Annotated in this window: 21 protein-coding genes and 1 pseudogene; 19 read left to right on the top strand and 3 right to left on the bottom strand. The window is 58.1% G+C overall.

What is annotated here, in order from left to right; all coding sequences use genetic code 11:
* Positions 1–104 precede the first annotated feature (104 nt).
* Positions 105–773: a L,D-transpeptidase gene (locus DA792_RS10415; protein WP_107719891.1), complete on the top strand. Its 669-nt coding sequence runs from the start codon at positions 105–107 to the stop codon at positions 771–773.
* 17 nt (positions 774–790) lie between these two features.
* Here DA792_RS10415 and DA792_RS10420 read toward each other — a convergent pair whose 3' ends face one another.
* Positions 791–1,111 carry a hypothetical protein gene (locus DA792_RS10420; protein ID WP_254679675.1) on the bottom strand — a complete coding sequence of 107 codons (321 nt, stop codon included), beginning with the start codon at positions 1,109–1,111 and terminating at the stop codon, positions 791–793.
* Between the two features lie 92 nt (positions 1,112–1,203).
* Positions 1,204–2,166: a 2-hydroxyacid dehydrogenase gene (locus DA792_RS10425; RefSeq protein WP_107719892.1), complete on the bottom strand. Its 963-nt coding sequence runs from the start codon at positions 2,164–2,166 to the stop codon at positions 1,204–1,206.
* Positions 2,167–2,586: 420 nt separating this feature from the next.
* On the opposite strand from DA792_RS10425, the gene DA792_RS10435 reads away from it, so the two are divergent.
* The 15 genes and pseudogenes from DA792_RS10435 to DA792_RS10505 all read left to right on the top strand — a co-directional run bounded on the left by DA792_RS10435 (position 2,587) and on the right by DA792_RS10505 (position 16,005).
* Positions 2,587–3,141, top strand: a complete 555-nt coding sequence (locus tag DA792_RS10435) for a Na+/H+ antiporter subunit E (protein ID WP_107719894.1) — start codon at positions 2,587–2,589, stop codon at positions 3,139–3,141.
* A complete protein-coding gene (locus DA792_RS10440) occupies positions 3,134–3,400 on the top strand; it encodes a monovalent cation/H+ antiporter complex subunit F (protein ID WP_107719895.1) in 267 nt (88 codons plus the stop codon). Before DA792_RS10435 ends, DA792_RS10440 begins: the two co-directional genes overlap by 8 nt.
* Positions 3,393–3,746 carry a monovalent cation/H(+) antiporter subunit G gene (gene mnhG, locus DA792_RS10445; RefSeq protein WP_199908153.1) on the top strand — a complete coding sequence of 118 codons (354 nt, stop codon included), beginning with the start codon at positions 3,393–3,395 and terminating at the stop codon, positions 3,744–3,746. Before DA792_RS10440 ends, mnhG begins: the two co-directional genes overlap by 8 nt.
* Positions 3,743–3,997 (top strand): Na(+)/H(+) antiporter subunit B, encoded by a 255-nt coding sequence (locus DA792_RS10450; RefSeq protein ID WP_107719896.1) that lies wholly within the window; start codon positions 3,743–3,745, stop codon positions 3,995–3,997. Before mnhG ends, DA792_RS10450 begins: the two co-directional genes overlap by 4 nt.
* Positions 3,994–4,698, top strand: coding sequence for a Na(+)/H(+) antiporter subunit B (locus DA792_RS10455; RefSeq protein WP_107719897.1), 705 nt, complete (start codon positions 3,994–3,996; stop codon positions 4,696–4,698). The genes DA792_RS10450 and DA792_RS10455 overlap by 4 nt, the downstream gene beginning before the upstream one ends.
* Entirely contained in the window at positions 4,695–5,057 is a 363-nt protein-coding gene (locus DA792_RS10460) for a sodium:proton antiporter (protein WP_107719898.1), read from the top strand. The genes DA792_RS10455 and DA792_RS10460 overlap by 4 nt, the downstream gene beginning before the upstream one ends.
* Complete coding sequence (locus DA792_RS10465; protein WP_107719899.1) at positions 5,051–8,188, top strand: proton-conducting transporter transmembrane domain-containing protein; 3,138 nt, start codon at positions 5,051–5,053, stop codon at positions 8,186–8,188. Before DA792_RS10460 ends, DA792_RS10465 begins: the two co-directional genes overlap by 7 nt.
* A complete protein-coding gene (locus DA792_RS10470) occupies positions 8,185–9,102 on the top strand; it encodes a respiratory chain complex I subunit 1 family protein (RefSeq protein WP_107719900.1) in 918 nt (305 codons plus the stop codon). Before DA792_RS10465 ends, DA792_RS10470 begins: the two co-directional genes overlap by 4 nt.
* Positions 9,103–9,105: 3 nt before the next feature.
* Complete coding sequence (locus DA792_RS10475; RefSeq protein ID WP_199908154.1) at positions 9,106–9,795, top strand: NADH-quinone oxidoreductase subunit B; 690 nt, start codon at positions 9,106–9,108, stop codon at positions 9,793–9,795.
* A 5-nt stretch (positions 9,796–9,800) separates the two neighbouring features.
* Complete coding sequence (locus tag DA792_RS10480) at positions 9,801–10,343, top strand: NADH-quinone oxidoreductase subunit C (protein ID WP_199908155.1); 543 nt, start codon at positions 9,801–9,803, stop codon at positions 10,341–10,343.
* Positions 10,340–11,521, top strand: a complete 1,182-nt coding sequence (locus tag DA792_RS10485; RefSeq protein ID WP_199908156.1) for a hypothetical protein — start codon at positions 10,340–10,342, stop codon at positions 11,519–11,521. Before DA792_RS10480 ends, DA792_RS10485 begins: the two co-directional genes overlap by 4 nt.
* Positions 11,522–11,525: 4 nt before the next feature.
* Positions 11,526–13,322, top strand: a complete 1,797-nt coding sequence (locus DA792_RS10490; RefSeq protein ID WP_107719903.1) for an FAD-dependent oxidoreductase — start codon at positions 11,526–11,528, stop codon at positions 13,320–13,322.
* A complete protein-coding gene (locus tag DA792_RS10495; protein WP_107719904.1) occupies positions 13,319–13,813 on the top strand; it encodes a ferritin family protein in 495 nt (164 codons plus the stop codon). The genes DA792_RS10490 and DA792_RS10495 overlap by 4 nt, the downstream gene beginning before the upstream one ends.
* A 453-nt stretch (positions 13,814–14,266) precedes the next feature.
* On the top strand, positions 14,267–14,896 hold the full coding sequence (locus DA792_RS10500; protein ID WP_107719905.1) for a ParA family protein: 630 nt from the start codon (positions 14,267–14,269) through the stop codon (positions 14,894–14,896).
* A gap of 165 nt (positions 14,897–15,061) precedes the next feature.
* Positions 15,062–16,005, top strand: a pseudogene (locus DA792_RS10505) (PHP domain-containing protein).
* 17 nt (positions 16,006–16,022) lie between these two features.
* Here DA792_RS10505 and DA792_RS10510 read toward each other — a convergent pair.
* Positions 16,023–16,328, bottom strand: coding sequence for a RidA family protein (locus DA792_RS10510; RefSeq protein WP_368074504.1), 306 nt, complete (start codon positions 16,326–16,328; stop codon positions 16,023–16,025).
* 340 nt (positions 16,329–16,668) lie between these two features.
* On the opposite strand from DA792_RS10510, the gene DA792_RS10520 reads away from it, so the two are divergent.
* The 3 genes from DA792_RS10520 (at position 16,669) to DA792_RS10530 (ending at position 19,423) form a co-directional block, all read left to right on the top strand.
* Positions 16,669–17,676: an ABC transporter substrate-binding protein gene (locus DA792_RS10520; protein WP_107719907.1), complete on the top strand. Its 1,008-nt coding sequence runs from the start codon at positions 16,669–16,671 to the stop codon at positions 17,674–17,676.
* Positions 17,677–17,765: 89 nt separating this feature from the next.
* Positions 17,766–18,572, top strand: a complete 807-nt coding sequence (locus DA792_RS10525; RefSeq protein ID WP_040401862.1) for an ABC transporter ATP-binding protein — start codon at positions 17,766–17,768, stop codon at positions 18,570–18,572.
* Positions 18,569–19,423: an ABC transporter permease gene (locus DA792_RS10530; RefSeq protein WP_107719908.1), complete on the top strand. Its 855-nt coding sequence runs from the start codon at positions 18,569–18,571 to the stop codon at positions 19,421–19,423. Before DA792_RS10525 ends, DA792_RS10530 begins: the two co-directional genes overlap by 4 nt.
* The last annotated feature ends 7 nt before the right edge of the window (positions 19,424–19,430 follow it).

The following is a 19,430-nucleotide window of genomic DNA, read 5'->3' on the forward strand; positions in this document are numbered from 1 at the left end:
AGAACGTGAGCCATGCCGCAAAAACTTGCGTTTTTATGGGGTTAGCTTAAGTATGGCAAAGTTGGGTCGCTGCCGCACCCCGCTGCCCCAAGGAGTCACGCATTATGTTCACCCGTCGCCATTTCATTCAAACCTCCACCGCGCTGTTTTCGGCCACCGCTCTCGGGACGGTGGCCGCACCCGCCATGGCCGCAACGAAAAGCGATTGGGAGGCTTGGGATGCGCAGGTGACGCCTGCGAATTTCGATCTTGAGACCTCAAACCCATGGGGGTTGCACAGGCGGTTTCTGCCGCGCCGGGTGGAAGCCAATGCCGGTCTCACCCCGGGCAGCATCCATGTCGATGCGGTCGCGCGTTATGTTTATTTGGTCGAAGAGGGCGGCACGGCGATGCGCTATGGCGTGGCGATTGGTCGGGACGGGCTGTATCAACCCGGCACCTATACGGTCAAACGCAAGGTGAAATGGCCAACATGGACCCCGACGCCTGCGATGATCAAACGCGAGCCGGAAACCTATGCGCAATACGCCGACGGGATGGCTCCAGGCCCGCGCAATGCGCTTGGCTCACGCGCGCTCTATCTTTACGTCGGCAACCGCGACACCTATCTGCGCATCCATGGCACGCCCTATCCGCGGTCTATCGGTTCCCGCGCCAGTTCGGGCTGTGTGCGGATGGTCATGGCCCATGTGATCGACCTCTATGATCGTGCCAATACCGGCGTCACCGCCCATCTTTATCCGGCGGAACGGGTCGTCACAGCGCAAAGCTGATACGACCCGCGCTCACATCACATCGCCGTCAGTTGCGGTTCTTGCTGCTGCGCGCAAATCACATTCCCACGCGGGGTGCGCAGTGGCAACATCGTCGTCTCGACCGGACCAACATGTTGATACCAAAAGCACCCATCTTCGGGGTTCAACTGAACCGCATTGAGGTTTTGATCTGGTGCGGCCAGTTGAAGGACCCCCTCGGGCACCTCTGTCATAAAGCCCTCCGGCGTGACCTGTGCCATCGGGTCCGCGCAGCCCGCCAAAGCCATCAACCCCACCAATACAAGACCATATTTCATCGACATATTTCCTTTGCGTAAGTCATCGCCTGCCATCATTTGCCTCCCCTTTAGGCGTTTCCCGCCCAGCTGTCCCGCAAAAAGACGCTCCACGTCTGGTGATGCAAGGCCGAAAGTCTCAAACAACCGCGTCAGTTCACAGGCGTGATCAACACCTCTCCGGCAAAAAACGCCGCCAAATTCGCGCATTGCGCCATCGACATGTCGCGACGGGTTTCGACGGTGGATGAGGCCTGATGCGGTTGCAACAGCACGTTGTCCATCGCGATCAACCGCGCATCGACATGCGGTTCGTTGTAAAACACATCCAACCCGGCACCGGCGATTTTGCCCTGTTGCAACGCCTCGATCAGCGCCTCTTCGTCAAGACATGTGCCACGCGCGATGTTGATCACCACACCCTGCGGCCCCAGCGCCTCAATGGCCGCGCGCGAGACGTAACCGCGCGTGCTCTCGCCGCCAACCACGGCAACCACAAGCCAATCGACCGCCACGGCCAAATCCACGACATCGGCGTGATAGGTCCAACCCGGTGTGTCTTTTTCGCCCCGTGAAGAATAATGAATATCCATATTGAACGCCGCCAAACGGTCGGCAATGGCGCGGCCAATCCGGCCCATACCAGCGATGCCGACCTTGGCCCCGGACATTTTGCGATTGAGCGGCAATTCACGCCCCAAAGCCCATGTGCCATTGCGCACCCAAGCGTCGCCTTGGGGGATTTGGCGCGCCCAGCCCAACATCATCGCAACCGCCAGATCTGCCACATCTTCGTTCAACACATCCGGCGTGTTCGTCACCGTGATGCCGCGTGCGCTGGCCGCCGCCACGTCGATCGCATCATAGCCGACGCCAAATTGCGCGATAAGTTTGAGATTGGGGAACAGGTCCATTTGCGCGCCATCAATCGCCCGATGTCCCTTGTTGGCAATGGCTTTGATTGATGCACGCTGATCCACAGGCAAGGCCGCGCGCGCCTCTTTCGTCCCGGCGCGCAGCGCAGGGGCCACGGCCTCGATCCGCGCGATTTCATCCGGGGAAAAACTGTCGGAGGCGATGAGGATCACAGGATCAGACAGGCGAGGATCAGACATGAGGCGGGTCCTTTTCAAACGTGAGAGCAATTGCGGCACGCGGCCTTGCGGACTGTGTCATTTGATCCCGGCGAGGAAAAGCGCAAATTGCCCAATGCCCCCCTGCGCAGGTCTGAACCGCACACGCCCGCACGCTGTGCTGTTTTGCGCGCCCCTTCGCGCTGGCCCGCCGCATGATCGCACACAGGCGCGAAAAAACGGTTGGAACGGTCACAAACCCGCCGTGATTTGTTCGAGGTCAAATCAGAATGTGTGAATGCATGTTCTAAACACCCCAAGACCGCGCGACATCCCTCCCCGGTATGGCCCATTTTCGCAACCTTGATTTGCAAGACCCATTGAGCACGCGTTTCACGCAGATCAGGGACAAACGCGCGCAGACACCCCAAGACCGCCCACCTCGCAAGGAGGCCAGATGACATGAGCGACCAAAGCACACCGCCCCCAACGCAAGGCCTGAAAGCGCCGCCCTTCGCACGCAATGCACCACAAATTTCTCTACGCCTGTTCGCAACGCTCATGTTGTTTTGGCTCTTGCTCAACGGCTCGATCAGTCCCGCAACCCTGATCACCGGCGTGATCGTCGCCGCCATCATCGCGCTGTTTTTTGGCTCAAGCCTGTCGTTTCTCTCCGGTCTGCGTCTGACCCCAGCCGCCTTTTTGGCAAGTGTCGGATTTATCGGCTTTTTCCTCAAAGAACTCATCAAAGCCAACCTGATTTTGGCCAAGCTGGTGCTGACGCCTGCGCTGCCCATTTCCCCCGCCATCGTCAAGGTCCGAACCACGCTGACCGATCCGGTCGGGCGGCTTTTATTGGCCAATGCCATCACCCTAACCCCCGGCACGCTGACCTGCGACATCCAAGGTGAGTGGCTTTATATCCATTGGGTCGTCGCCCCCACCACAGACCCCGACACGGCCACAAAGGCCATCGTCTCGGGCTTCGAGAACTACTTGGAGGTGATGTATGGCTGAGCTGATTTTATTTGTGGCGGCGGGCTTTGTTTTGCTGGCTTTTGTGTTGGCTGCGCTGCGGTTCATCAAGGGTCCACGCGGCACCGACCGAGTCGTGGCTTTTGACGGTTTGACCATCATATCGGTCACCGCGATTGTGTTGATCGCGCTGATCACTGACCGCAAAATTTACCTCGATGTGGCGCTGGTCTATGCGCTTTTGTCCTTCCTCGGCGTCCTCATCGCAGCCCGGTATTTAGAAGGGGGCGATCATGACTGAACTCTCTGGTTTGATGGATATGTTCGGCGCCTTGACCATATTGGGCGGCGCTGTGTTTTTGGCCTTGGGTGGGCTTGGCCTCTGGCGCATGCCCGATGTTTACAACCGCATCCAAGCGGGCACCAAAGCCACCACATTGGGCACGCTTTTGGTCCTGATCGGTGTGGCGTTGATCGCGCCGTCGTGGAGCGTCAAACTGGTGTTGATCATGTTGTTTTTAATGTTCACCAGCCCGCTTTCCTCGCAAGTTTTGGCCCGCGCTGCCCATCGCGCTGGCGTGCCACTTTCGGACAAAACCAAAGCCGACGCCCTCGCAGACGCAGTAAATGTGGAGGATGTGGCATGACTGTCTTGCTCGCCATACTGGCCATCATTTTGGCGCTCGCCGCATTGGTCGCCGCCCTCATATCTGTCCTCACCCGCTCGACCGTCACCGCCGTTTTGGCGGCGGGTCTTGTGTCCCTTATGTCCTCGGTGTTGTTCCTCGTACTGGCCGCACCCGATGTGGCGATGACCGAGGCCGCCATCGGGTCCGGCCTCACCACATTCCTGTTTTTCTTTGTCCTTGGACGTATCCGCAGGGAGGGCAAATCATGACCCGAAACGCTATCATTTTTGGGATTTTGGCGCTTTTGGGCGTGGCGTTTTTCACGCTCTTTGCCGGGTTCACCCCCGACAGCGCACTGAACCAAACCGCCGCCTATTACGCCACGCAAACGCCAAACGAGACCGGCGCGCAAAACGTGGTGACCGCGATTGTCGTCACCTATCGCGGGCTCGACACGCTGGGCGAGGTCACGGTGTTGTTTCTCACGGCGGCCATCGTCGGGCTGGTTTTGGCCCATTCGAAAGCCCCAAAAGGCCGGTCGGGATCGGGCTTTTTGCCTTCGGGTGAATTGCTCACGACAGGCACGCGGATGTTGGTGCCCGTGATTATGCTGTTTGGCGCTTATGTGTTCCTCAACGGCCATTTGACCCCCGGCGGCGGCTTTCAAGGCGGGGCGATTGTCGCCTCTGGCCTGTTGCTGACGCTTTTGGCCAATCCGGCAGAACGGTTTTCGCATCGCCTCATTGCCCGGATCGAAAGCACAGCGGGGCTGACATATGTTTTGATCGGCCTGCTTGGTTTGGCCTTTGCAGGCGGATTTTTGGACAATCGCATCCTGCCTTTGGGCACGTTTGGATCAATCCTCTCCGCCGGGGCGATCCCGCTGATTTATGCCGTGATCGGGTTGAAAGTCGGGGCGGAATTTTCCTCGATCCTCACCTCTTTGGAAGAAACGGAGGACGCGCAATGACCCTATCTCACATTGCAATGGCATTGGGGTTCGTTTTGATCCTTGTCGGTCTCTACGGCGCACTGAGCAATCGCGACATCTTTCGCATGATCGTGAGTTTCACCATCGCCGACACTGGGGTGAATGTGGTTTTGGTGTCGGTCGGCTATCTGCCGGGGCGCACCGCGCCGATCTTGGACGCTGCCGTGCCCACCTCCGAGGCCCTCGCCCGTATCACCGATCCGGTGCCGCAGGCGCTGGTCCTCACCGCCATCGTCATCGGCCTGGGCGTCACCGCCTTGATGCTCGCCTATGCCTATCGGCTGTTCCGCACGCGCGGCAGCTTGGACATCTCTGACTTTACGGAGCTGAAATGGTAAGCCCTCTGTTCCTCCTCATCGCCGGGCTTGGGGCCGCGTTTGTGTTGGGTCTGTTGCGCGCGGATCGCCCGCGCATCGCCTTTTCCGTCAGTATCGGCGCGCTTGCCGTCATGTTTTTTGTTGCGCTGTCATGGACCGTGGCCCTCCTGATGGGCCAAGCCGTCCCGGTCGACATCCTCACCGCCGGCACCCGCCCGCCCTTTGCCATCAACCTGCGCGTTGGGGTCAGTGAGGCCGCCCTTTTGTCGGTCGTGACCATCACTGGGCTTTTGTCCGCGTTCTACATGCGTGACGATTTGATCCGGCTTGGCCGTCAGGCGATGGCCGTGCTTTTGGTCCTGATCATGGCGCTGTCGGGCTTGATCATGACGCGCGACCTGTTCAACATGTTCGTGTTTTTGGAACTGATCGTGATCGCGACGGCGGGGCTTGTGTTGCTCTCAAAAGACGCGCGCGCACTGGCCGCCGGTTTCAAATATCTGATCGTCTCGCAGGTCATTTCGATCCTGTTGTTGATCGGCATCATCTTCACCTATCACGCCCATGGATCGCTGAATATTGACGACATTTCGGCCCTGCCGATGGCGTTTTCCGGTGCATCCTTGGCGATCTTTTTGGTCCTGATCGCGCTGGTGTTGGAACTCAAACCCTTTCCCGCCAATGGTTGGGCCCTGGACATCTACGAGAGCGCACATCCGGGGTTTTCGGCGTTGTTTTCCGCCGCTTCCGGCACCGCCGCGCTGTTTGCCGCCGACAAGCTCTTTACGGTCGCCGGGCCCGCGTGGTTGCCGCTGGCCACGGGGATTGGCCTGTTTACCTTTGTAGGATCCAACATTTTGGCCCTGTCCCAAACCAATGATCGCCGCCTTTTGGGCTATTCCTCGGTCGGCCAAATCGGTCTTGTGTTGATGGTCATCGGGCAAAAAGCCGTCCTCGGCCCGCAATTTGCCTATGTCGCGGGCGGGATTGTGATCTCTCACGCCGTCGCCAAAGCCGGGTTGTTTTGGCTTTCGGGCTTGGTCAATGGCCGCACGTTGGCCGATTGGGCAGCGTTGTGTGACTCCCCGATGTTGATTTTCGCCTTTGCCACCTTCATCGCCATGCTCTCTGGCCTGCCACCGTTTCCGTCCTTTTACGCCAAATGGATTTTGGCGCATGGGTTGATTGCCTCCGGCCAAATGCCGGTCCTTGCGATGATGTTGGTCGCGGCCTTGATCGAGGCGGGCGTGATGTTTCGCTGGTTCGGCATGGCGCTCAAACGCCCCGCCCAGCGCCCGCTCATCTATTCTCTCACCAAAGAGGCCGTGGTGTTGATTGCCGCACTTGCCGGTTGGAGTTTGGCCTATGTATTTGGCACGGCGCAGAGCGTGGACAATGTGGTGATAACCGTGCCGATGCTCTTTGCGCTATTGTTTCTGCCGCTCGACATCCTTCCCGCCAAAATCAAAAATGCACTGGCCATCGCGGGTCTCGTGACTTGGTTTTCCTTGTCTTATCAAAGCTTTGATCCGCTGCGGCTGGTCTTTGCCATCATCATGATCCTGGGTGGCGCGCTGATCCTTTTGGCCTCGTTTCAGGCCACGGGGCGGCGGATCGGATTCTACACACCCGCAATGCTGATGTATGCGGGCATGGCGCTTTTGCTATCGGCTGAGACCTCGCTGCAATTCTTTGCCGCATGGGAAATTCTCACCGTTGGCTCTTATTTCCTGATCCTGCGCGGGCGCGAGTCCGAGCCGCATGCGCTGTCCTATATCCTGTTCTCTCTGGGGGGCGCGTTTGTGATCCTCGCGGGCTTCGCTTTGGCCTCTGGCGGCATGATGCCCTTTCCGCTCGAAGGCCTGGCCGCCCTGCCCGCCTCTATCGCGTCTTGGGTTTTCGTGCTGCTCGCCTTGGGCTTTATGACCAAGACCGCCTCGATGGGGCTGCACATCTGGTTGCCCGGTGCCCATGCCGAGGCCGAAACCGACGTCTCACCGATGGTTTCAGGTATCCTGCTCAAGGCCGGATTGTTTGGCCTGTGGATTTTGCTGCTCAACATGGGGCATCAGACCCTTTACGGCGTCGATCTGACCCATGTGCTTGTGTGGATCGGGGCAATCTCGGCGTTCCTTGGCGCGGTCATGGCGATCTTCCAAGAGGATGCCAAACGGCTCTTGGCCTATTCTTCGATCTCGCAGATGGGCTACGCCTTGTTTGGTCTGGCGCTGATGAACCACTTGGGGTGGCTCTTGGCCCTGATGTTTGTGATCAACCACTACGTCTACAAGAGCATGCTCTTTCTGGCGGTGGGCGGCGTCAAAGAGCGCACCCACACCAAGCTCATGTATAAAATGGGCGGGTTGATCACGCTGATGCCCTTTACCTTTGTCTCTGTGCTGGTCGGGATCATCGCCATGTCCGGTGTGCCGCCTCTGTCGGGCTTTGGCGGGCGCTGGATTTTCTACAATGCGATCATGTCCACCGATCTGCGCTTGCCATTGATCCTAGTGTTCATGGCTGGGCCTGTGGGGTTCTTGTACCTGTTCCGGCTCATTCACACGATCTTTCTTGGGCAACTCCATGACGAGCATCGCCAAATCAAAGAGGCCCCATTTTGGATCGTGGCACCGCAAATGCTGTTCGTTGCGTTCCTGATCTCATTCGCCGCCCTGCCCGGCATGATCCTGCGCCGTGTCGACACCTATATCGGCGAGATCTTTGGCGACCAACCACTGATTTGGTCCGGCAAGGCGATCACCTCCGCCTATGGCAATTGGAATCCGGTGGCGATCTGGGGCGTGATTGCGACGGTGTTCATCACCGTATTGCTCTTGCTCATCTGGATGAACCACAACGCCCAGCGCGTGAAGCAATTCAACATCGTGTTTTCCGCCGAACGGCCATTCAAACCGCAAACCACCCATTATGCCTGGAACTTCTTTGCGCCCTACCGCAAGGCCATGGGATTTTTGGAGGCCCCGGTATCCACCGCGTTCTGGGGCGGGGTCACCGATGCGTTGCATGGTGTCGCGGAGTTCACCCGCAAGGTCTACACCGGCAATGGCCAAACCTACGCCGTGCAGCTGCTGTTCTTTGTGGTCGCTGTCTATCTGATCGCGCTTGGCGCAACCTTGGGAGGCGCATTATGACCAGCCCTGTCCATTTCGAATGGGTCCAAATCCCCTACGCGCTTTTGACCCTGTTCATCGTCATCAACTACGGCATGGTGATGACCGCCGTGGTGCGCAAAATCGGCGCGCGTGTCGGCGGGCGCTACGGTATCCCGGTTTGGCAGAACTACGTGGATCTGTTGAAGAACATCTCTCTGCGCTCCAAGATTTCGCATGGGGTGATGTATTACCTCGGCCCGGTGTTTCGCCTCACCGGCGGTGTGGGCCTGTTGCTGTTTGTACCGACGATCTTTGGGTCGCACTGGTCACAGAATTTCTCCTACGCCGGTGATCTGATCCTTGCGCTCTACTTCGTGTTCTTCGGCACCTTGGGCATGGCCTTGGGTGCGGGTGAAAGCGGTCATCCCCATGCCGCCATCGGCGTGTCGCGCGGATTGTCACAAGTCACCATGGCCGAACTGCCGCTGGCGCTTGGCGTCTATGCCATCTCGCTGCAATACGGCACGCTCAACATCACTGAAATTGTCAGCGCCCAACAAGGGTCGATCTTGAACTGGACCCTGTTCACCAACCCGGTTGCCACCTTGGCCGCGCTTTTCGCCTATGTCGGCACAATGATGCGCTCGCCCTTTGATGTGGTTGTCGCCCCACAAGAAATCCCGATCGGCCCGCCGACAGAATATCACTCGTCTTACCTGGCTTTGATGCAAACCAACCGCGTTCTCTTTCCGGTCGCCAAAACGGTCATCTACATGAACCTGTTCTTTGGCGGGGCCACAAGCTGGGCCGAGTTCGCGATCAAAGTCTTCGCGCTGTACATGATCACCGCCGTCATCGGCGTGGTCCACCCGCGGTTCCGGGTCGAACAGAGCATTCGCTTTTTCCTCAAATGGGGGCTGCCTGTCGGCATCCTCGCAATCCTGATGGTGTAACTCATGAAAGACGTTGACGACACATTCCTGAAAAACACCGATCCCGTGCCCCTGCGCGAAGAATTGAAACCCCGCACAGTGACCACGCCCGATGGGCAAGAGATCGACATCGACCCGCTGCGCGATTACTTTTGCGATGCCGCCCCTAAAGTGCACCCCAAAGCCTATTCCAAAATCGTCGAAGATTTTTACAACTGGGCACGTTCGAACAGCCTGTGGATTTTGGGCTTTGGCACCGGTTGCGGCGCGATTGAGATGCGCCCGTTGATGACACCGCGCTTTGATGCCTATCGCTACGGCATCCAATGGCGGCCCACCCCGCGTCAGGCCAATCTTTTGGTGATCTCCGGCTACCTGTCCGTGAAGACCCTCAAACGCGCCATCCGCGCCTATGAGCAAATGCCACAGCCAAAATACGTCATGGGGCTTGGGTCCTGTACCATCAACGGCGGGATGTATTGGGACAGCTACAATACCATCAAACGGCTCGACGATTACCTGCCCGTCGACATGTATATCGCGGGCTGTATGCCCCGTCCCGAAGCGTTGCTACATGGCTTTATGGAACTCAAAAAAGTCATCCGTCGCGGCGAGGCCGAAGGGGCCAATAAATACGCCGAACATTTTGCCCAGTACAAAGCCAACCAAAAGGCGGTGATCAAGGACTGGGACATGCCGGATTACAATTGGTGAGCATGATGAGAGATCTCCTATACCGCCTTAAAGACCGCTATCACCTTGGAACGCCGACGTTTCAACGCCCGGACCTGTGTTTCGTCACCGTCAAACGGGCGGAGCTGCGCAGCATCCTGACCGAGCTGCGCGATGTGCATGGCTTTACCCACCTGACGCTCCTCACGGCTGTGGACTGGATCGAAGAAGGCCAGTTTCAACTGACCTATATGATCAACAACCGCGCGGCCAATCGAACACTGGCGTTGCGGGTGATGTTGGACCGCACGGAGGCAACTGGCGACACGATCCATGACCTCTGGCCGACGGCGGCCACCTATCAACGCGAGTTAAACGAAATGTTCGGGATCAATTTCCCCGGCTCTCCCCGCGTCGATGAAGAGTTCATTCTCGAAGGCTGGACCGACCTGCCGCCTTACCGGCGCGATTTCGACACGCTGGCCTATTCCCAACAAACCTACCGCGACCGCCCCGGACGCGAGACCCATGATCCCAAAGAGCATATGCAAAAGACGCTCTATGCCGAGTATCCGAAAGGAACCAAATGATGTTTTCTTTCAAACCTGACCGCGCGCAATACCCGCAACCCGGCCCCGATGGCACACTTGAGATCGACCTTGAAACCGGCAAATACCTGAAACTTTGGCACGGGCCAAACCACCCCGGCATCACCGGCAATATGTCGGTCGAACTGACCGTCTGTGGCGATGAGGTCGCCGAGGGCAAGGTCCATGTCGGCTATCTGCACCGGGGGTTTGAGAAACTGATGGAGCGGCGGACCTTTATTCAGGTCTTCCCCATCGTCTGCCGCGTCTGTGTGCCGGAACCCGATTTTAATGAGTATTGCTACGCCGCCGCCATCGAAGAACTGGCCGGGATCGACGTGCCAGAGATGGCGCAATGGATTCGGACGTTGATTTTGGAAATGGGCCGGTTCAACAGTTACATGATGGCCATGGGCGGCATTTCCGGCGCTTTGGGGCTGGGCGTGGTTGGCCAGTGGATGACCTACACCCGCGATCTGATGCTTGATCGGTTCGAAGAACTCACCGGCGCGCGGATTTATCATATGTTCATCCTGCCGGGCGGCGTACGCGCGCATCTGCCCGAGGGGTTTGAGGCCCGGATGGAAGAGGTTCTGAGCACCGCAGACCGCTATATCGCCGATGCCGAAAACCTGATGTTCAAAAGCTCGGTGTTCAAAACCCGCACCCAAGGCGTGGGCACTATCGACCCGGCATTGTTTGACAGATACGGCGTGACCGGACCAAATGCGCGCGCGGGCGGGGTGGCCAAGGATGTGCGCAAGGACAGTCCTTACCTCGTCTATGACCAACTCGATTTCACCGTCCACACCGAACAGGCCTCTGACATCTATGCCCGTACCTTGGTGCGCTACAATGACCTGAAAGAAACCATTCAGCTCATCCGCCAAATCCTACAAAAGATGCCAAAAACCGGCGCGGTCATGGGCAATCTGCCCAATGTGCTGCATTGGAAAATTCCGCGCGCAGAGACCTATATCAAAGGCGAAAGTTCGCGCGGCGAGTATGGCTATTACGTCGTCACCGATGGCACCGCCTATCCGCGCCGGATCAATGTGCGGGGGCCAAGCTACACCCACGCTATGGCCCTGCTCGAACATCTGATCCCCGGCACCAATATTTCCGATGTCGCCGCCCTCATGGTGTCGCTGCACACCTACCCGCCTGAGATCGAAAGGTAAGCCCATGTCATTGCGCGACGTTCTCTCCCCCTTCACCGCATGGAAACATGTGATCAACGATCCGGTCACCATCAAAGACCCGTTCACCCGCGAGGCCGCGGATCGCTATCGCGGCTTTCACCAAAACGACATGGAAAAATGCATCGGCTGCGGCTCCTGCGAAACGATTTGCCAAAACGCCGCCATCGACATGGTGCCGGTGGAGGGCCAGGTGACTGGCCCGGGCGATTCCGGCCTGCGCCCGATGATCGACTATGGCCGCTGCTGCTGGTGTGCTTTGTGCGTCGATGTCTGCATGACCGGCTCGCTCACCATGTCGAACGCATACACATGGGTCGACAGCGACCCGGACGCGTTCCGGTTCGTGCCCGGCGTGGACGCAAAATCCTGGGACAATGAACCCAAAGGCTACAGCCGCGAAGATGTGCGCCGCCTCTCCGGCACCACCCGTGCCCCTATGGGCGAGATGGAACCCGAAGCACGCATTTGCAACTTTGATGAGATCGTCCATGGGTTCACCCGCGAACAGGCGGTGCTTGAGGCGGATCGTTGCGTTGAATGCGGGCTTTGCGTGGCCACTTGCCCCGCCCATATGGACATCCCCGATTACATCCGCCTCGTGCGCGAGGGGGATTATGAGGCCGGGCTGCAACTTTTGTATGAAACCAACCCGTTCTCCCAAGCCTGTGGTCGGATTTGCACCCACAATTGCGAAACCTCCTGTGCTGCCCTGCATGAAGGCGATCCCATCGCCATCCGTTGGCTCAAACGCAACATCACCGACTCGGTGCCGCGCGAACGCTATTTTGATTTGATCCAGAAACCCGATGTGCCCGAAACCGCCCAATCTGTGGCGATCATCGGCGCCGGACCTGCGGGTCTGACCGCCGCGTTCGATTTGGCGCGCAAAGGCCATAAGGTTGTGGTGTTTGAGGCCCTGCCCAAACCCGGCGGCATGATGCGTTACGGCATTCCCGAATACCGCATGCCCTATGACGTGTTGGACCATGAGATTTCGGTGATCGAGAGCATGGGCGTCGAGATCCGCTGTAACATGCGCGTCGGCCACGAGATTTCGATGGACCAGCTCAAAACCGCCTATGATGCTGTGGTGCTCGGCATTGGCTTGCACCAAGGCCGCTCCACCCGCATCCCCGGTTCAGTTCATGCCGAAGCGGCGATTGATCTGTTGCGGCGGATCACAGCAGACGAGGAAGTCCCCGTGCCCCCGCAGGTCGCCGTCATTGGCGGCGGCAACGTGGCGATGGACATCGCCCGCTCCATGGCGCGGCTGCAACAGGCCAAATACGGCCAGGTCGGCGTCACTGTGACCGCCCTCGAAGCCTTGGAAAAATTCCTTGCCGACCCCGAAGAGGTCAGAGAGGCATTGGAGGAAGGTTGTGTCATCTTAGATGCGCGTGGCCCGCAAGAGATCATGTTGGACGGCGACACGGTCACTGGCCTGCGCACATGGAAGGTCAACGCGATCTTTGACGCCGAGGGCCGATTTGCCCCAAAATATGACGAGGGCGATGAAGTAATCCACCCGGCTGGCATGGTCATCGAGGCCATCGGTCAAATGTCCGACATCTCGCTTTTGGGCGCGGAGCTGACCGAGACGCTCGAATGGAACCGCGGTCGGATTATGATTGATCGCGATGGCCAAACCTCCGAGCCGTGGCTCTGGGCGGCAGGGGACGCGACCTCCGGTCCCGACGTCATTCACGCCGTCGCCGATGGGCACCGCGTCGCCGTATCCGTGGCTAAAATGCTGACCGCAAAACGGGAGACACTGCAATGAGCGAAGCCAATAAAGACAAACTCTCCGGCCTCACCACCGTCAAAGAGATCATGGACACCGCCACCTCTTTTGAAGTGGTCGCGCGGGATTTTTACACCGCATTGATCCCGAAAGTGTCGAAAAACATCCGCTGGCTGGCGAAAGAATTGGCCGAGGAAGAACAGGGCCACGTCGATCTGTTCACAACACTCGCCAATGACCCGAAAGTTTCGGCCGTGATGGCCGAAAAAATCGCCCGGCCCGTGGCGGACGGCAAATTTTCCGACTGTGTGCAGGTCCCCGATCTTGGTGACACCCCGGATGATCAAACCGTGCTGCAATACGCGCTTTTGCGCGAAACGGCGGCGATGGAGCAATATACAGAACTGGCCGCCTCTGCGCCTGAGGGGCCCCTGAAAGAGGCGTTTACATTCCTCGCCAATGAAGAGGCCGAACACAAAGAAGAGTTGGAGAAAATCTACTACGAGGTGGTGCATTCCGGCGGAGTGTGATCGCCAAAATGTTCGATTTGCACATGTTTTTAAGTCCTAAGACGTCGTAGATAGTCTAATTTGTCCGATTTATGACACTCTAGACTCCGAGCGTATCTACACATGCATCTCAATGGACCCAGTGATCAGACAGGTACAGCAAACCGATCCGCCACGGCTGCGGGCTTTTCGGGCGCGATGTTCAACTGTGGGTTTTCTGGTGGATTTTCTAAAGGTTATTCGAGAAAGGCGGTTGACGACCGCCCCAAACGTATATACAAAGATCACCCCAAACCGAGACACCAACATGCCCCCCAAAAGCAAAAAAGACAGCAGTTTGATCATTCGCCTCCCGAAGGTGGATCGGGATGACTTTGTCGCGCTTTGCGAGAAAACCGGCACCTCGGCGTCACGGGAATTGCGTGACCATATTCAAAAATTCATCAAGAAAAATAGCAAGAAAGGATCGTCCTCGTGAAAACGCTACTGATCGCCAACAGCAAAGGCGGATCCGGCAAGACCATGACGGCGATCACATTGGCCTCGGCGTTGAAAGCGGCGGGGTTTAAGGTGGCTTTGGCCGATGCCGACCCGCAACAATCGGCGCGAATGTGGGGCAAACGCCGCTCTGCCTATGCGCCCCATATCCCCCTGCTCGATTGGTCCGGGACGGCACGCCCGTCCGTGCCCAAAAAGACCGAATGGCTGGTGATCGACAGCGGCGCGGGGCTTGGTGCGGATGAGGCAAAGCCGTTTTTGAAAGACGCCGATGTCATGGTCACCCCGGTGATGGCCTCGATGTTTGACGAATTGGCGGTCAAAGGCTTTTTGAAATCGCTGCGCGAGATCAAAAAGATCAAGAAAGACAAAATCGACATCCTGCCGATCGGATCGCGCATTGACCCACGCCGCAAAGATGCGCGGCTGTTGCGCGAGTTTTTGGCAGCCAATGGTCAGGACCTTGTGACCATGATTTCAGAACGCGCCGCCTATATCGAATTGGCGCGCGAGGGATTGTCGATTTTCGACCAAAAACAAGCGCGCTATACGCCGATGAAGGAGCAATGGCGGCCCGTGCTCAAACACATGGGCGTGAAATTGTAAATTCAGGCGCTCTGGCCCAAAGGTTTTGTCCTCTGGCCCCGTGACGTCAGGATGAAAATCGGCAAATTTGAGCGCGCAAAGGTCGGTCCCCGCGGGCGTGGGTCTGTCATATTGGCGACACAGCTCGGCGTTACCCCTCTGCGACACCGCTTAGAGGACACGCGCATGATCCCTTCCGCCTTCACCGCCCCCGGCCGTTTTTATCGCGGCAATCTCCATACCCATTCCACCCTCTCTGACGGGGTGCTGCCCCCGCCGAGGTCTGCCGTCGCTATAAGGCCGAGGGCTATGATTTCATCGCCCTGACCGACCATTTCATCGGCATTTACAACTACCCTCTGGCCGACACCGTGCCATTTCGCGATGACGCGTTTACCACGATCCTGGGTGCCGAATTGCATTCGGGCGCGATGGAGAATGGCGAGCTTTGGCATATTCTCGCGGTCGGCCTGCCCGACGATTTCGCCCCCTCCAACAGCCCGGCCTTTGTGCCCGTGCAGGGTCAGGAAACCGGACCTGAGATTGCACAACGCGCCCGCGATGCCGGTGCTTTTGTCGCCGTGGCGCATCCGCAATGGTCCGGCATGTCGCTCTCTGACGCGCGCTCCATCGAGGCCGCCCATGCGGTCGAGATTTACAATCACGGCTGCGCCATGGGCTGTGACCGCGCGGATGGGGCGTTTTATGCCGATTTGCTGCTCTCTGAGGGCCGCGACCTGACCCTGATCGCCACCGATGACGCGCATTTTTCCGAACCGGATCACTTTGGCGGCTGGGTTATGGTCAAATCCGAAGAGAACACCCCTGAGGCGCTTTTGGAGGCCCTCAAACGCGGCGATTTCTATAGCTCGCAAGGCCCGGAATTGCGCCACGTTGAGGTCAACGACAAAGCGATGACGGTACAGTGCAGCGCCGCCGCCTCGGTTATCGTGCAGGGACATGGCAGCGCCGCCACAGCTGTGCATGGCGAAAGCATGACCCAAGCGGAGGTGCCGTTGGGGCGGTTTTTCAACAGCCCTTGGCTGCGTGTGACGGTGCTGGACCGGGCCGGGAAACGCGCATGGTCCAACCCTATGCCCAACCCGGCCTATAAAATGCCGAAAAAATAGTCACATCCGGTCGCGCCTCAAACGGGCGCGACCGCGGTCACTTCGACCTCGACCAAAAACTCTGCGCGGGTGAAGCCGGTGACGATGATCAGGGTGGATGCGGGTTTGGTGTCAACCTGCGCCAACCACGCATCGCGCACCGCCATATAGGTCGCAAAATCTTCGCGCCGGGTGACAAACGCGGCGATGCGGATCACATCAGATCGCCCCGCGCCCGCCTCGTTTAAAATGGCGTCAATATTGGCGAAACACTGTTCTGACTGGGCTTTCACACCCTCAGGACAGGTGCCATCGGGGGCAAGACCAAGTTGACCCGACGTCACGATGACCCGCCCCCCGGACCTGCCTCAATCCCATGCGAATAAGCGCCGAAAGGCGCGGCAATGCTCGGGGGCGTCAGGGCTTTTTTCATTGTCGGCACATCCATTTGAGATTCGGTTGAGTGCGATCTTCATGGCAGGTTGCGTCAAAAAAGACCCGAATTGTGTACAATGGCGCATCCGAAATCCCCGTCTGTCGCATGATATTTGACCATCCGGCCAGAAAATCGCCGCATAATTCAGCAATTGCCGTTTGCCCAAACAAAAGCATCGCCCGGCCCTACCCTTCCCCCAGAACCGCTCGCTAGGATGGTCTTCGGAATTTCACCCACGGAGAATTGACATGACACTCAAACGCGTCATCGCGGGGCTGACCCTTGCCGCGACCACGTCCACCGCCGCCCTCACGGGGGCGACAGCCGCCGATCTGACCCCCGTCACCTTTGGCACCAACTGGTTGGCTCAGGCCGAGCACGGTGGCTATTACCAAGCGGTCGCAGACGGCAGCTATGCCGAATGCGGTCTGGATGTGACCATCCAATCTGGCGGCCCACAGGTGAACAACCGCGCCCTGTTGCTTGCCAATAAAATTCAATTCCACATGGGTGGCGATCTTTTGCAGGCCTTCAATGCCGCCAAAGAGGGGATCCCGGTTGTGGCCGTGGCCGCCACGTTTCAAAAACACCCGCAAGTGATCATCGCCCACCCCGGCCAAGCGCACACATTTGCCGATCTGAGCAAGCTGACGCTGTTGATCGGCGACAACGGCTTTGCCTCCTATTACCAATGGATGATGGCCGCCTATGGCTTTACCGCCGAACAGCGCGAACCCTACACGTTCAACCCCGCCCCCTTCTTGGCCGATGAAGGCAAGGCGATGCAGGGTTTCTTGTCCTCTGAGCCCTATGTGATTGAAAAAGAAGGTGGGTTTACCCCTGACGTGTTCTTGATCGCGGATGCGGGCTATTCGACCTATGCCACCACAATCGAAGCCATGCAGAAAACCATTGATGAAAGCCCCGATGTGGTGGCCTGTTTCGTCGATGGGTCGGCCAAAGGGTGGTACACGTACCTCTATGGCGATCACGCGGCCGCCGATGCGATGATCATGGCCGCCAACCCGGACATGACCCAAGACAAGATCGACTTTGCCATCGAGAAAATGAAATCAGAAGGCATCGTCGACAGCGGTGATGCGCTTGAACTGGGCATTGGTGCGATGACCGATGAAAAGATCAAAGATTTCTACGACAAAATGGTCGATGCGGGCGTGATTGAGGCGGGCCTGGATTATTCCGCCGCCTACACCTTGGCCTTCACCAACAAAAAGGTCGGGATGGATCTCAAATAAGGCCTTTGGTCTGAGCACGCCCTGACATCCTACACCGGGGGCGCGACCCGTTTGTCCCGCCCCGTGATCTCTAAAACCAGTAGGTAAACATGACCTCCCCCAACATAATCCCGCCCATGGGCCAGCGCGAAAAGCTCTTGGACATGGTGAATGTCGATAAGGTGTTCAACGGCAATGTCGTGGCCCTCAAAGACATGAACCTGACCGTCAATCAGGGCGATTTCATTTCGCTTTTGGGCCCCTCAGGCTGTGGCAAATCCACCGCTTTGCGGTTGATTTCCGGGCTGATGCGACCCACCTCTGGCCAGATTTCTTGGGAGGGCGGTCAAAACTCCGGTGATTTGGGCGTGGTATTCCAGGAGCCGACTTTGATGCCTTGGGCCACGGTCGAACAAAACGTCTGGCTGCCATTCCGCCTGCGCGGCAAATCGCTTTCGGATGTGCAAGACGAGATCATGTGGGCACTCAACATGGTTGGTCTTGAGAAATTCCAACGCTCCTATCCGCGCGAACTCTCGGGCGGCATGAAAATGCGCGTCTCCATCGCCCGTGCTTTGGTCACAGAGCCGCGGTTGATCTTAATGGATGAACCCTTCGCCGCCTTGGACGAAATCACCCGCCACAAATTGAACAACGATCTGTTGGACCTGCGCGACAAATTGAAATGCACGGTGATTTTCGTCACCCATTCGGTGTTTGAATCGGTGTTTCTTTCGGATCGCATTGTCGTCATGGCGGCGCGTCCGGGGCGAGTGTCCTCGGAAGTCACGGTCGATGCGCCCTACCCGCGCACCGAAGATTTCCGCACCTCCGCCGCCTATGCCGACCTGTGCCGCAAAGCCTCGGACGCCTTGCACGGCGCAATGAACCAACATGGCGCGAGGGCTTCCGCATGAGTGTGACCGATATGACCACCCCGCTTGCTGTGGACGAAGAAGAGCTGCGCCACGCCCGCGCCCAAAAACGCGAGCGCATTGCCAAATGGGTCTTGCCCGTTGTGGTGATCGCTTTTGCGATTTTCATGTGGGACCGGGTCGTGGTCTGGAATGACATCCCGCATTACATTTTGCCCGGCCCCGGTCTTGTGATCAAAACCCTGATCGCCGATTGGGGCATGTTGTCTTCTGCCCTTGTTGTGACGCTGAAAATCACCTTGGCCGCTCTGTCGGTGGCGGTGATCGGTGGTGTGGGATTGGCGATCCTGTTCACCCAATCGCGCTATTTTGAAATGTCGTTCTACCCGTTTGCCGTCATCCTTCAGGTGACGCCCGTCGTCTCGATCGCGCCATTGATTTTCATCTATGTCGACAACCGTCTGGCGGGGCTGTTGCTTTGTGCGTGGATCGTGGCGTTTTTCCCGATCTTGTCCAACACCACGCTGGGCCTCAATTCCACCGACCACAACCTGCGCGATCTCTATAAAATCTACGGCGCGACCCGGTGGCAACGTCTGCGCTACCTGCAACTGCCGACCGCGCTGCCGTATTTCTTAGGCGGGCTTCGCATTGCGGGCGGGCTGTCCTTGATCGGGGCGGTGGTGGCCGAATATGTCGCGGGCACGGGTGGCATCGGATCGGGGCTGGCGTTTCGCATCCTTGAGGCGGGGTATCGCCTCAACATCCCGCGCATGTTCGCGGCCCTACTTTTGATCGCGGCCACAGGTGTCGTGATCTTTACCGCAGCCTCGCTTTTGAGCCACGCGCTGCTTCACAAATGGCACGAAAGTGCGATCAAACGGGAGTCATAAGGAATCT

The organism is Celeribacter baekdonensis (assembly GCF_003047105.1).
GTDB lineage: Bacteria > Pseudomonadota > Alphaproteobacteria > Rhodobacterales > Rhodobacteraceae > Celeribacter > Celeribacter baekdonensis_B.